The sequence below is a fragment of the Peribacillus frigoritolerans genome (assembly GCF_040250305.1).
GTDB lineage: Bacteria > Bacillota > Bacilli > Bacillales > DSM-1321 > Peribacillus.
In genome coordinates this window covers 2052061-2065397 of sequence record NZ_CP158190.1, presented here as the reverse complement: position 1 = coordinate 2065397, position 13337 = coordinate 2052061, and the positions used below count along the sequence as shown (strand labels likewise).

The 13337-nt window shown below is 38.2% G+C and carries 13 protein-coding genes and 1 pseudogene; 7 read left to right on the top strand and 7 right to left on the bottom strand.

The genetic code is table 11. The features are described from left to right. Positions 1–37 precede the first annotated feature (37 nt). Entirely contained in the window at positions 38–958 is a 921-nt protein-coding gene (locus tag ABOA58_RS10215; RefSeq protein WP_350302187.1) for a phosphotransferase family protein, read from the top strand. Between the two features lie 129 nt (positions 959–1087). Further along, positions 1088–1390, top strand: coding sequence for a CotD family spore coat protein (locus tag ABOA58_RS10210; protein WP_350302186.1), 303 nt, complete (start codon positions 1088–1090; stop codon positions 1388–1390). Between the two features lie 71 nt (positions 1391–1461). Here ABOA58_RS10210 and ABOA58_RS10205 read toward each other — a convergent pair whose 3' ends face one another. Next, a complete protein-coding gene (locus ABOA58_RS10205) occupies positions 1462–1923 on the bottom strand; it encodes a GNAT family N-acetyltransferase (RefSeq protein ID WP_350302185.1) in 462 nt (153 codons plus the stop codon). A 343-nt stretch (positions 1924–2266) separates the two neighbouring features. Here ABOA58_RS10205 and ABOA58_RS10200 point away from each other — a divergent pair, with 343 nt between their 5' ends. Next, on the top strand, positions 2267–2413 hold the full coding sequence (locus ABOA58_RS10200; protein ID WP_350302184.1) for a hypothetical protein: 147 nt from the start codon (positions 2267–2269) through the stop codon (positions 2411–2413). A gap of 331 nt (positions 2414–2744) precedes the next feature. Here ABOA58_RS10200 and dnaN read toward each other — a convergent pair whose 3' ends face one another. Next, positions 2745–3875 (bottom strand): DNA polymerase III subunit beta, encoded by a 1131-nt coding sequence (dnaN, locus tag ABOA58_RS10195; RefSeq protein ID WP_350302183.1) that lies wholly within the window; start codon positions 3873–3875, stop codon positions 2745–2747. Positions 3876–4138: 263 nt separating this feature from the next. Between dnaN and ABOA58_RS10190 the strand changes: the two genes are divergently transcribed. Both ABOA58_RS10190 and ABOA58_RS10185 read left to right on the top strand, forming a co-directional pair. Continuing rightward, positions 4139–4468 (top strand): DMT family transporter, encoded by a 330-nt coding sequence (locus ABOA58_RS10190; protein WP_101221634.1) that lies wholly within the window; start codon positions 4139–4141, stop codon positions 4466–4468. A 25-nt stretch (positions 4469–4493) separates the two neighbouring features. Continuing rightward, on the top strand, positions 4494–4841 hold the full coding sequence (locus tag ABOA58_RS10185; RefSeq protein WP_350302182.1) for a DMT family transporter: 348 nt from the start codon (positions 4494–4496) through the stop codon (positions 4839–4841). A 127-nt stretch (positions 4842–4968) separates the two neighbouring features. Here ABOA58_RS10185 and treR read toward each other — a convergent pair whose 3' ends face one another. From treR to treP, 3 genes are all read right to left on the bottom strand, one after another. After that, positions 4969–5682: a trehalose operon repressor gene (treR, locus tag ABOA58_RS10180; RefSeq protein ID WP_350302181.1), complete on the bottom strand. Its 714-nt coding sequence runs from the start codon at positions 5680–5682 to the stop codon at positions 4969–4971. Between the two features lie 31 nt (positions 5683–5713). Next, positions 5714–7384 carry an alpha,alpha-phosphotrehalase gene (gene treC / locus ABOA58_RS10175; RefSeq protein ID WP_350302180.1) on the bottom strand — a complete coding sequence of 557 codons (1671 nt, stop codon included), beginning with the start codon at positions 7382–7384 and terminating at the stop codon, positions 5714–5716. A gap of 82 nt (positions 7385–7466) precedes the next feature. Continuing rightward, positions 7467–8918 (bottom strand): PTS system trehalose-specific EIIBC component, encoded by a 1452-nt coding sequence (gene treP / locus ABOA58_RS10170; RefSeq protein ID WP_350302179.1) that lies wholly within the window; start codon positions 8916–8918, stop codon positions 7467–7469. Between the two features lie 325 nt (positions 8919–9243). Between treP and ABOA58_RS10165 the strand changes: the two genes are divergently transcribed. After that, positions 9244–9828 carry a CGNR zinc finger domain-containing protein gene (locus ABOA58_RS10165; RefSeq protein ID WP_350302178.1) on the top strand — a complete coding sequence of 195 codons (585 nt, stop codon included), beginning with the start codon at positions 9244–9246 and terminating at the stop codon, positions 9826–9828. Between the two features lie 315 nt (positions 9829–10143). After that, on the top strand, positions 10144–10698 hold the full coding sequence (locus ABOA58_RS10160; RefSeq protein WP_350302177.1) for an HPP family protein: 555 nt from the start codon (positions 10144–10146) through the stop codon (positions 10696–10698). Between the two features lie 147 nt (positions 10699–10845). Here the strand turns inward: ABOA58_RS10160 and ABOA58_RS10155 are convergent, their stop codons facing one another. Both ABOA58_RS10155 and ABOA58_RS10150 read right to left on the bottom strand, forming a co-directional pair. Further along, positions 10846–11958: a DNA alkylation repair protein gene (locus ABOA58_RS10155; protein WP_350302176.1), complete on the bottom strand. Its 1113-nt coding sequence runs from the start codon at positions 11956–11958 to the stop codon at positions 10846–10848. Positions 11959–12546: 588 nt separating this feature from the next. After that, a pseudogene (locus ABOA58_RS10150) lies at positions 12547–13254 on the bottom strand (IS6 family transposase). Positions 13255–13337 lie beyond the last annotated feature (83 nt).

The window sequence follows — 13337 nt, the reverse complement described above, 5'->3', positions numbered from 1 at the left end:
ACTTATCCCAGAGCTTAAATTTTAAAAGGAGAGTTGTATGATGAATGAAAATGGTAAGTTTGAACAATTGGTTCAAAAGTTTGATCAAGGAAGCAAGCTAATTCGCGTATGGGAATTAAAAGGCGGAATTTCTGCACAGGTCACAGGACTTGAAATATTACAACCTTCAGGGCGGATCATGAAAATGATCGTTCGTCAGCATGGTGATCATGACCTAAAACGGAATCCAAATGTTGCTGCTGATGAACACAAGCTCTTAGGGATATTGAAAGCTGCAGGTTTGCCTGTACCGATGCCATATTACCTAGAGCAATCGGGCGAGATTTTTCCCAAGCCATGCATACTTATCGAGTTTATTGAGGGCAAGTCAGAATTCACACCCTCAAATCTCAATGATCATATCTTACAATCAGCAATCAATCTAGCAAAAATCCATCGTGTTGATTGTGCAAATCTATCTTTAACATTCCTGCCTAAATTAGTAAATACATATATCGAAATGTTAAATAATAACGATAGGGTAATCCTGGACGAAACATTAAATCTGAGCTTGATTAGAGATTTATTAAAATATTTCACGCCTTTACCATCCATGAATAAGGAAGTAATCCTTCATGGTGATTATTGGCCAGGAAATCTATTATGGAAAGAGGATAAACTAGTTTCCATAATTGATTGGGAAGATTCAGGCTTAGGGGACCCTTTGGCTGACCTTGCCAATAGTCAGCTTGAAATTTTATATCATTTTGGAATGCAAGCGATGAATGACTTCACCAATCAATATAAAACCCTGATGCCTGAGGTGAATTTTACAAACTTACCCTACTGGCAATTATTTGCCGCATTACGGTTATCTACATTTCCAGAATGGGGCTTGGAAAAGAGCAAGGAAAATAACTGGCGAAAAAGACACAAGTCATTTGTTCGTCAAGCGATTAACCGAATTCATTTAAATTAATGCTTTTTTAAATGAGTGAAAAATCTGATATGCCCAGGATATTTTTGATAAAGGCATTTATACCAGTCCCTTTATCATTTATTTTCATAAACTAATAATGACTTTCAAAAAAATCCAGGAGGTGTTTAAATGTATAATAAGCCCTGGGGGCATCCGAAAGGCGGTCAATGTCCACGACAATATTGCCCACCTCACAGAATGTCTACTCAGTATACTCCAACACAAATCTCCACAGCAAAGCAATATGTAAAAACCAATGTCATCAACACAGTGATTCCGGTTTTTCACCCGACACATACAACTACGGTGAATAAACACTTCAACACATATATACCGCATACCCGAAGTATCGTGAAAGAGTGTTATTCCCAAAGCTTTATTTGTGGAGTCCCTCAACCCCCTAGTTTTTCTAGGAGAATGATAAGATATTAATTAAAAAAACCCCAATTCGGGGTTTTTATTAATTCCTTCCTCCATCCTTTGAATAATGAGTGTCAAAGGATTTACAACTGTCTAAATGCAAACTCCCTATACTTTTTAAAGTGTTGTTTTTGATAAAACTCTTTTGCAGCTTTGTTTTCAAACCAATAATCCAGTTCAATTAAATCTATATCATTCTTTTTGGCAATTTCATAGACCTCATTCATTAGTATTTTACCGTAACCTTTTTTGGTTTGATTTTCAACGATACTAAGCTGATGCACGTATACTGATTTATACGCATTTTTAAAAGCACTTTCTGGATAGTTTTTAATTTCAATCCATACGTAACCGATCGGTTCTTCATGTTCTTTTAAAACGAGAAAAACAAAACTGTTATTTTCAACCAAACTTTTGAAAGATTCTTTCATTGCACTATAATTATATTCCTTAAAATACTTAGGATATAGTTTTGCATGCAGATTGTGAACATTTCGATTTAATTTTGCAATTACTTCATGATCCCTGGTTTGACTAACATACATAATTATCCCCCTGTTTATATCCTGTGAATTTCCATATACCAGTAATGTCCATATTCAAAGTACAATTATTTATATAGGCCAGTCAATAGCCGTAAAGAAGAATCCCATTCCTAAAGAGGAAGGCAAAGTTCTTTTTTCATTCTGGGTAAAAAAAGAGGCGAATTAACAGTTTGAATATACTAATAAATAGAGTGGAAAATATCATTAGGATATTAGTAACCTATTTCCTTAACATACTGGAAGGTGATGATCATGACTTACCCTCTTTTTATTATGACTGGCATTAGTGGCTCGGGTAAATCAGCAACTTCACTGGAATTGCAGAAAATCATGGTGGATTTCAATGTATTTGATATGGATCTTATCGTTAACAATGACGACTATGACGGCATGTGATAATTGGTTGACAGTTGCCCATTATAGTGCTTATTCCGGACGTAATTCCGTATTATTAATAAATCCTACTGAAAAACGAATTGTGGGTATTTAGCTATTGTTGGATCACATTTATATTATGTATTCTATCGAGTTATATTTTGAAATAAATTATGTATTTACAGAGGTTTTTTCGAAAGTGCTCAAGCAACTATATTGCCGAATAACTATTTATTTATTTCATATAATTGATTTGCCTGCTTTAAACCAAGAATGAAAACCGTTATTTCAATCTATATAAATATATGGGCCCAGACTTTTCTGGGCCTCTTTTTCATGGTGAATGCATTTGGCATTACCCCACTATCCATAACACCCATCCTTGTTTTTTTATTAATCAGCTGTTGCCGTTCACCCTGTTATTCGTTTTTTATAGTCTTTGTTCTTTAATATGTTCTCACTGGTGAAATAAGATGACGATAGGAGGGATTATCGCTTGGCTCAATTAAGACAGGTCTCATTGGACCGCCAAAACTTAGCTTTACCTCTTTTTCCTTTATCGCTTTTAAGGCATCCAATAAAAAACTTCCATCCAGTGATATACTTAACCCCGCATCACCTCTGATTTCCTTGATGCTTTGCGCTTCTTCAATTTTCCCCATTTCTGTTGAGTTAGAAGATATCTTTAGCTTACTATTGTCCAGAATTTCTAAATGTACATTGTTATTTTTCCATTCACTTGCAAAAAGGCAGGCCCTATCAATACCCCTTAACAGTGTTTTCGTATCCAAGGTGATGATCGTTTTCGAATCTTTTGGCAGCAATCCTGATACATTCGGATAATTACCTTCAATCAGCCTTGAAAAAAGTGAGATATTATTTGATTTAAAGACGATATAACTTTTTGTAATGAAAATATGTATGATACCCGCTTCATCATTAATTAACTTGGTTAATTCATTAAGGCTTTTACTTGGAACGATGAAAGACCCATTCACCTTCGATTCCAATGGAAGTTCTCTTAACGCTAAACGATGGGAATTTGTTGCAACACAAGAAAGCTTGTTTTCCTTGATTGACAAATTGACTCCTGTCAGGGAAGGTCTTGCCTCGCTTTTAGAAACGGCAAACGCAGTCTGTTTTATGATTTCCAATAATTCAGCACTTGGGATATTAAAATAACAAGCTCCATCTATTTGTGGAAGATTTGGGTATTCCCCAGAATGTAACCCCTTTAAATTCATTACTATTTCATTTGATTTAATAGTAACTGAATGATTTTCATTCACCTTAACATGGATGACATCAGATAATTTTTTAACGATTTCACTTAAATATTTTGCCGATAAAACAACCGTGCCCTTTTCATGAACCTCCAATTCCTTTACACCATCAATCGTTAAAGGAATGGTTTTTTCAATGACAATATCGGAATTACTACCAAGAAGGGTTAAGCAATCGTCATTAGCCACTATCTTTATTCCTGATAAAATGGGTATAGGCGTTTTTATGGAAACGGCATGGCTGACATCTGAAATCGCCTTATTGAAGCATTCTTTGTTTATTATAAATTCCATGAAATAAGTTCACCCCAATATAATCGTTAAAGGAATAATTCGACAAAATCCCTAAAAATCCCTGTTCACCCTCTTACATATTGCTATCAGATTCGAAGAAGCGCTTATTGTATCACTTTCAGATTAATATTGAGCGTGAAATGCAAAGACAGAAAATATGAAATTGACTATAGGTGGTATTAGTTTAATATGAGACCTTTAGATGATAAGATTCTTGGGGGAAGTGATTGAAAATAGTAATCAATATTTAGGAGGAGTCCATCTTGAATCCTTATGCATTTTTGGCAATAGCCATCCTAAGTGAAGTATTTGGCAGTTCGATGTTAAAAGTATCAAACGGGTTTAAAAGGTTATTCCCTTCCATTGGTGTGGTAATCGGAATGGGTTTGGCTTTTTATTGCCTATCGTTATCATTAATAACCATACCGCTTGGAACGGCTTATGCCATTTGGTCAGGAATAGGCACTGCTTTAACTGCTTTAGTGGGAGTTATCGTTTATAAAGAAAGCTTTAACGTGAAAAAATTTTTAGGTTTAGTCCTGATCATTGGAGGGGTGGTTGTTTTGAAACTCTCTAGCGGAGGCACTTCTTAACAATTTAGTAATCGGAGGTAATAATATGAAAGGATACATAGCCTTAGGAATATCAATCATAAGCGAAGTATTTGGTACGACCATGCTTAAGTTGTCTGAAGGCTTCACTCATTTATCCGCTTCATTTGGGGTTATAATAGGATTTGGAATAGCCTTTTATAGCTTATCTTTATGTCTTAAAACAATCCCGTTAAGCTTGGCATATGCCATTTGGGCAGGTATAGGCACAGCTTTAACAGCATTGATTGGCGTACTATTATGGAATGAGCCATTTAGTATTACTACATTAGGCGGCTTAGTATTAATCATTGGCGGAGTGGTTTTACTTAATGCTTCCCATACCACTAAACAAGCAGAAGGAGAGTCAAACTAAGTTTGACTCTCCTCCTCTCCCCGCTCGTTCAAAAATAAAAATGTCTTCAAAGCCCGCCACGGCCTCTCATTTTAAATGGAGCTGAACTTTCAATAGTCTGTCCTTCATTTCATTTCTTCCTTAACCTTCACCAAGTCCTTCGTGCAAAGTCCGTGAACTTGAATTTATCGGGTCTATGCCTGGATTCGCTATATTGAAACAAGCTTCCATCGATTAAATGGACGGTACTTTTCACAACTGCCACCATATCGAAGTCTTCAATGTCCAATAATTGTTTATCTTCCTCGCTGCATGGCTCCACGGTAATTTCCTTGTTGGAAAAACCAATCTGGAGCCCGAGTTCCTTTTCGATATATCCATAAATAGAATCCTCACAAATTTCCTTGGTCAGGTTAGTTACGAATTCGCTTTTGAAATAGTCTTTGTCCAGTATGATTTTCTTCCCATTGATTTGGCGTACCCGAAATACCTTCCATACTTCACCATCATCATTTAAGTCCAGAAGCTTGGCCATGTTAGTGTCGGGGGTCTCAAGCTCCAACTTATGGATGATCGTTTTGGAATGCAAATTCAACTTTTCCACCATTTCTTTATAGGAAATCAACCCTGCTACAGGAAAATTAAATTTGCTGAAATCCAAGACAAAGGAACCCTTGCCTTTGATTTTATGGATATATCCATTTTGTTCAAGCAACTGTAAGGATTTTCTCACAGTATCCCTGGATATGTCATACTCTTCCATGAAGCTGCTTTCGGAAGGAAGCTTTGAATTTGTCGGAAAGATTCCTTCTTCAATTTTTGAAACGATATCACTATATAACGATAGGTATTTGCTGTTCATTTCATCACCACAATATATTTTTCTTAGTCTGCTACTCGTCCTTTTTCAACAAATAGACAACCGATTCATAGGGACGAAGGATAACATCACCTGCAAGTTCTTTCGAATCGATATAGTTTGAGAGAAGGAGCTCTGAGTTGTATCCGGATAGGTCTATATCCTTTGGAATTTCGAAGGACGCTTCTTTTGCATAAAAGTTATTGATGACCAAAAGTTTCTCGTCATCATAACTGCGTACATAGGCGAACAATTGGTCATGGTCGCCAAGAATTTCCTGATAGTCCCCATATGCAATGATATCATGTTTCTTGCGTAAGAATATAAGTTTTTGGTAATGATGTAAAATGGAATCCTGATCCATCAGTGCGTGTTCAGCATTGATAACCTTGGCATTATCAGGCACTGCAATCCATGGAGTCCCTTTTGTAAAGCCTGCATGCTCCGAATTTTCCCACTGCATTGGAGTTCGCGAGTTATCGCGGGATTTAGCTTGAAGGATTTCGATTATTTCCTTTTCATCCTTGCCTGCCTCTTTTAAAATATTGTAATAATTAATCGATTCCACGTCCCGATATTGTCCAATATCATTGAATTTCGGGTTGGTCATCCCTATTTCCTCGCCTTGATAAATATAAGGGGTTCCCCTAAGCATATGAATGGCTGTTGCCAGCATCTTGGCCGATTCCTTGTGATACTCTTGATCATTCCCAAATCTGGATACGATCCTCGGCTGGTCATGGTTACACCAGAACAGGGCATTCCATCCATTTCCTTCTTGCATCCCATATTGCCAGCTGCTTAGGATCTCCTTTAACTGCCTGAAGTCAAAATCTGCAAGTGACCACTTTTCCCCATCCTTATAATCCACCTTTAGATGATGGAAACTGAATACCATGGACAGCTCCTTTTCAACTGGAGATGAATATTTGATGCAATGGTCAATGGTCGTCGATGACATTTCCCCTACAGTCATCACCTCTTCATCCTTCCCGAAAGTTTCTTCATTCATCTCTTTTAGAAATTTATGAATCTTGGGACCGTCTGTATAAAAGCATCGTCCATCTCCATCTTTGTCATTTTCATATATGTCAGGTTTCGAAATAAGATTGATGACATCCAAACGGAACCCTTTCACACCTTTATCCAGCCAGAAGTTCACTACATTGAAGATTTCCTGCCTCACTCTAGGATTTTCCCAATTAAGGTCAGCTTGTGTCCGATCGAACAAATGGAGGTAGTATTCATCATGTTCCGCTACATATTCCCATGCTGGGCCTCCGAATTTCGAAATCCAATTCGTAGGGGGCTCCCCATTTTTCGATTTCTTGAAAATATAATAGTCCTTATATTCTTTCTCTCCAGCCAGTGCTTTTTGGAACCATTCATGCTCTGTTGATGTATGGTTGAATACCATATCCAGCATGATTTGAATATCCCGCGAATTAGCTTCCTTCACCAATCTTTCGAAATCATCCATCGTCCCAAAAACAGGATCAATGGATGTATAATCCGCTACATCATATCCATTATCATTTTGAGGTGAACGATAAAAAGGGGTCAGCCAAATATAATCCACTCCCAGTTTACTCAAATAATCAAGTTTTTCTATCACACCATTTATGTCCCCGATGCCGTCACCGTTCGAGTCCTTAAATGACTTCGGATAAATTTGATAGATCGTACTTTTTTTAAAATCCTTCATTGTAATTCCTCCCCTGCTTAACCCTGATGTATCTTTTGCCAGTATGGTAAAAAAAGAGGGAGAATGCTCTCCCTCCGCGTTATTAAGCATTTAGTTTCGTTGTTTTCGTTCTTGTTTTCAAGTTCATATTAGGGCGCTTGGAGAATGCTATAGTCAAAATGAATGGCACAACGAATGCAACCAGCATCGCGAGTGCAAACATTCCCATATGCTGCGGCTTGATGGATAGGATACCTGGGATCCCTCCAACGCCGATGGAATTTGCCATTACTCCAGATCCGACTGAAACGATACCTGCGAAAAGTGAACCGATCATGCCCGCTAAGAACGGAAAGCCATATTTCAGGTTAATTCCGAACATGGCTGGCTCGGTTACACCTAGATAACATGAAATCGTGGCGGGAATGGAAACCTGTCTTTCCTCCTGGTCTTTTCTGTTGATGTAAATCATTGCTAGCACTGCCGTACCTTGCGCAATATTGGATAATGCGATCATCGGCCATAGGTTCGTACCGCCAAGTTCACTCATAAGCTGAAGATCGATTGCGTTTGTCATGTGATGCAGGCCTGTGATGACAAGCGGTGCATAGGCAAAGCCGAAAACGGCAGCAAATAGCCAGCCAACTGATGAGGTCAATCCGGAATATACAACCGTAGAAATGACAGAACCAATTTTCCAGCCTAAAGGCCCCAAAATGGTATGGGCAATGATTACAGTTGGAAGTAAAGCGAAAAATGGAACGACGATCATGGAAATGGAATTGTGCACCCTATCTCTCAAGAACCGTTCTAAATACGCCAAGACGAACCCTGCAAGTATCGCTGGGATGACTTGGGCCTGGTAGCCGATCATATCGACCTGGGCAAAACCGAAATCCCAAAAAGGTATATCACTTGCCTTTGTGTTTGCCACTGCATATGCATTAAGAAGCTGTGGGGAAACCAGGGTCAAACCAAGGACGATGCCGAGAATTTGGGTCGTGCCCATTTTCTTCGAGATCGACCATGTAATCCCAACAGGAAGAAAATGAAAAATTGCTTCACCTATCAGCCAAAGGAAGGCGTGTACCCCTCCCCAAAATTGTGAAATATCCACAAGGGTCTTTGTGCTGTCATCGAACATTTTAATATCCCCGATGATATTGCGGAATCCAAGAATGAGTCCGCCAACGACTATGGCAGGAATCAGCGGGGTGAAAATATCCGCAAGATGTGCAATCATCCGCTGCAACCAGCTCATGTTCTGTTTTGCCGCATTTTTCACATCTTCTTTTGACGCTTCCTGAAGTCCAGCTATGGAAACGAATTCATTATAAAACGATGATACTTCGTTCCCGATTATGACCTGAAACTGGCCAGCTTGTGTAAACGTTCCTTTCACAAGCTTAATCGATTCGATATTCGTTACGTCCGCCTTGGCGGGATCTTTCAACGCAAAACGCATTCTTGTTGCACAATGCGTAACCGTCGCAATATTTTCTTTCCCTCCGACATGTTGGAGCAAATCCGTTGCTGGTTCTGTGTATTTACCCATTTCACTACTTCCTTTCCCTAGAAAGCAAAATATTGTTGTTTTTATAACCTGTACGTATAGGTTCTGTATACGCTTTCATATTATCCTGTACGTACAGGTTTTGTCAATAACTTTTTTCCTCACTTTAAAAGGATTGATTATCATGTACTTTCAAATACAATCCTGTTATTGCAAATATGGATGTTTGAAAACATTCATGTTAACCCGTAATTTCTCTCAAGATAACGAGTAGCTGAAAAATACCGAAATAGGGTATAATTATGATATAACCCCTCAATTAACATTTTTATGGTTAGATTTCAGCAGGGAAATGGGAGATGAACTTATGTCTGAAACCAATAAATTTCCACTTATATCAGGTAATCTTTCTCTGGATTTAGTGAATACAGAACTGGTCAGTCGTGGTCAGCGGCAGGACTTATTACTTTCAGAACGGGATGTGCTGGACTGGCTTACTGTAATAAAAGGGAAAAACTCATATTTGGATAATCAGTTATCCTCAAAAATTAAAGAGAGAATCGGGCAGGTATTTGTAGGCATTCTACAAATGCGTACTATTTTAAGAAAACAATTTGAGTTAATAGCAGATGGGAATCCGATTCCTCATGAGTTTATCGCCTTTTTAGAAAAAAAAATCGAAAAATCACCTTTCACTTATAAACTAAGTGATCAAAAACTGGTTCCCATACCTGTTGGAGAAGCGGAAGATATCCTGCAATCTTATATTGCCTTTGACTCCTTAAAATTAATTGAAGAAAATAAGCTGTCATCACTAAAGCGATGCTCGAATGATGATTGCGTACTATTATTCATCGATGAAAGCGGGAGACGCAAGTGGTGTTCAATGAAAATATGTGGTAATAGAAAAAAAGTAGCACGATTTCAACACCGGAAATCTGATGATGAATGAATATCCAACTTATTAAATAAGTTTGTCTAACAGTTTTTTTAGGTTCGACAATTTGAACGTTGCCTCCAGGGATTCGCTTTCCGCGGGCGGACCGCCCTCGGCGCCTTTGGTGCCTCCCCTGGACGAGCTTTTCTCGAACACCCGCTCCAATCAGCTTTGTTTTTACTTATAGATAAACCCCTTTTGGCTACAGTCTTTCCAACTTATTATATAAGTTGGTTTTTTTATGGATTTTTAAACTAACCACCAAAAATGGTTTTGACAGGTTAGTTTATTTCGTGTAAAGTCTAATTATATAAAAAAGGAGGGGTAATATTGGATCGTATATCAGTAGCCAGGCTTAAAGAAAAACGCTTTTTTCATATTCGTTATTTATCGAAGATGAAGGGAAAAGGAAGAAGCCCTTTACAGATAAATGTAAAGGACGCAATAACGGGACTGATTGGGGGATTTTTAACAATATTCGCTTTAATTCTTTTAACAAAAATAACATCAGCAATGTGGTTAATGGCTCCTTTTGGTGCCAGCTGTGTCCTGGCGTTCGGTCTGTGGAACGCGCCATTATCACAGCCACGGAATATTATTGGCGGCCATTTCGTTTCAACATTCGTAGGTTTAGCTACCTATCATTTTTTTGGCGATGAGCCTTGGGCCATCGGCTTGGCAGTCGGATTAGCAATTGCGGTGATGATGCTGACAAAAACGACGCACCCGCCAGCTGGGGCAGACCCGCTTGTAGTTATGCTTGGCCAGTATAGCTGGAGTTATTTATTTACGCCTGTTTTAACTGGTGCTGTGATAATCGTTTTACTGGCGTTGTTAATTAATAATTTGCGCAGCAATCGGAGCTATCCAACTTTTTGGATTTGATTGCTTTTTAATGTGTTATGAGAGAAAGAATGAAAAGTAACTACGTTTCACTATCAGGAAATAATTAAAAACGAGGAACTCTCAGGTTCCTCATTTTTTCAGTGGAATATCCTGTAAATTATGATTTCCCACACTTTTCATTAACCTTTATCTTCCATCATTTAGTTTTACATGCGTTTCTGCAACTTCCACTCCGTTTACGAGAAGGGAGATTCGATGGATTCCCGTGTAATGACGACGTGTGGTCAGGTCCTTCCAATTGTGGATTCTCACTCTCTCGACTTGTTCTCCATCGGTGAAATTCCTATCTGCCAGTAGGAATACTTTGCGAGACGTTTTCTGATTCGCTTTTACAAAATCGATGGCATACTCAATACGAAGCTTCGCTATATTCTTCACATGCACTTGAAACCCGAAATGAAGTTCACTCGTTTCCCCAATGAAAATCGAGTCTGGTTCATTTCTAATAAATGCGTTTGTAATGATACCCGGATTATTCAATACATCCATGTATCCAAATAATGAAAGGACCTCAGGATCTGCTTGACGAACTAAGGTCCTGCATCCCCGTCGGACAATCCAAATCGTGTTGGGTTCTCCGCTTTCATGCCAACGCTTGGCAGTTTCTATGACGACATTCGGATTATCTCTTGCAATATCATTCAAGTTATTTGCCACACTTTTACGAACATATAGGGACGGGTCGTTTTTCAGGTTTTCAAGTAATTCCAAGACTGGTGCCGGATCGGTTTTGAACATTGGTAAAGCTTGCCCCCAAGGTAACCTGGGCCTGCATCCCTCACTTGCCAGCCTCCGGACATGCTCATCATTATGCTTGGTCCATTCCTTCATCTTCTCGATCATTAAAACGGGATCAAGCAAAATAAAAGCACGGATGGCAAATTCGGAAGACGATCTTGCAGTAAAACGCTCCAAGGCATCTAGCGATAACGGCCAATCTTTCTTATTCAATCCATGTACCTCTACAAAATCCGGGAAAAATAAATATCTAAACCCTTCACAATCCTTATCAAGCCGATACAAAATATCCAAAGCCTCTTGATAATCACTTGGAAGATGCTTTCCAAGAGTAATGGAAATGTGCCTTATTCGTTCTTTTAACTTCCTCTCGTCCCAATGCTCATCAATTACTTCCCCTATAAACGATTCAGTTGAGAAGGACGGATGGACACCCTTTACTTTATCACCGAATTCACGAATGAACGTTTCATTATATAAATCCTTTAAAGGCTCGGCCATTTAATTCACTTCTTTTCTATATATTGGACTTGCAAATGTAACTCAACCATAGCATTTTCCCCTATCATATAACAAGGAGATAACGCAATTACCCTACACACAACCGTGAGATCCATATTAGGTCAGTAGATAATGAACTAATTAAAAGGAATCAGCAAAATCAACTAGTAAAAAGAAAAAAAGTTCGTAAAAGTGACCTTTCACAAACGTCAAAATGAAAAATCCAATGTAAACCTACCCTCATTTAATCAGAGGAACCATCCGAATTTTCTTTAATATCTTTTTTTGCGCTATAATAACCACATAAAAAGATGGTCAGGATAAAAATTATATAAAAAGAAAGACTTACAGCCCTACTGAGGATAAATCTAAAATATCTGTAAGGGAGAGGACTATTAAACACGCAATAGGTATGAAACACACAACCATATATAATCTTTTACCCTAATCGCTTGAATCATCAGTATTACCGCCAACACTGTACTAATCACTATAATAAACATTAAATCACCTAATTACTTTCTTTGGTTCTGGTGCAAAAATTACTCGCTAGAAACATAGAATGTCCGTTTCCTTTAAATTGCTAATTTATGAAGCTAACCCAAGCAGTTTATGGATGAATTCTTTTTGGTTTTGGGCAGACTTCCCCCCTTGGTAAACCTGCTTCTTTTTAATCATATGCATCGCTTCTATGCCACTCAGTATGTAAGTAGCTGTACGAAATGATTTCAATCCTAACATCGAACGAACTCGCTTCTTTATAAAACGATGATCCTGTTCCTCCATATTATTGAGATATTTAACTTGCCTTATTTGTATGCCTTCATGCAAACGTTTCTCTTCTTTTAACTCTTGAATCGCTACGGGATAGGCTGGGTTTTTGTCCACTGTTATGACACGAGGTTTACAAACATGAGAAGCAGCCAAGGCTTTCTTGAAAAAGCGCTTGGCTGCTTGTTTATCTCTTGATTCACTTAGATAAAAGTCAATCGTATTCCCTTCTGAATCGACTGCACGATACAACTACATCCATTGACCTTTTACTTTCACATACGTTTCATCGACTCTCCAAGAGTCATTTGTTGGCTTGTGGTGACGCCGTACTCTTTCATTTAATTCAGGTCCATATTGATGAACCCTACGCATAATGGTTGTGTGAGCGATAGATAAACCTCGTTCATCCATCATTTCTACCAAATCACGAAAACTCAAACTGTACCGCAGGTACCATCTCACCGTTAACATAATCATTTCCGGCTGATAGTGCTTCCACTTAAATAAATGTTCATTCGTCATACTGATCATTCTCCTTTTTTTTAGAGTAATAATATCAGTATGTCCAAGATTTAGAGATTGTTTGCAATTGTTTTGAAGTTTTT

Bases quoted from the DNA above. Each gene is read 5' to 3' on its own strand.
- ABOA58_RS10215 (WP_350302187.1), top strand. From the start codon at position 38: ATGATGAATGAAAATGGTAAGTTTGAACAATTGGTTCAAAAGTTTGAT.
- ABOA58_RS10210 (WP_350302186.1), top strand. From the start codon at position 1,088: ATGTATAATAAGCCCTGGGGGCATCCGAAAGGCGGTCAATGTCCACGA.
- ABOA58_RS10205 (WP_350302185.1), bottom strand. From the start codon at position 1,923: ATGTATGTTAGTCAAACCAGGGATCATGAAGTAATTGCAAAATTAAAT.
- ABOA58_RS10200 (WP_350302184.1), top strand. From the start codon at position 2,267: ATGTATTTGATATGGATCTTATCGTTAACAATGACGACTATGACGGCA.
- dnaN (WP_350302183.1), bottom strand. From the start codon at position 3,875: ATGGAATTTATAATAAACAAAGAATGCTTCAATAAGGCGATTTCAGAT.
- ABOA58_RS10185 (WP_350302182.1), top strand. From the start codon at position 4,494: ATGAAAGGATACATAGCCTTAGGAATATCAATCATAAGCGAAGTATTT.
- treR (WP_350302181.1), bottom strand. From the start codon at position 5,682: ATGAACAGCAAATACCTATCGTTATATAGTGATATCGTTTCAAAAATT.
- treC (WP_350302180.1), bottom strand. From the start codon at position 7,384: ATGAAGGATTTTAAAAAAAGTACGATCTATCAAATTTATCCGAAGTCA.
- treP (WP_350302179.1), bottom strand. From the start codon at position 8,918: ATGGGTAAATACACAGAACCAGCAACGGATTTGCTCCAACATGTCGGA.
- ABOA58_RS10165 (WP_350302178.1), top strand. From the start codon at position 9,244: ATGTCTGAAACCAATAAATTTCCACTTATATCAGGTAATCTTTCTCTG.
- ABOA58_RS10155 (WP_350302176.1), bottom strand. From the start codon at position 11,958: ATGGCCGAGCCTTTAAAGGATTTATATAATGAAACGTTCATTCGTGAA.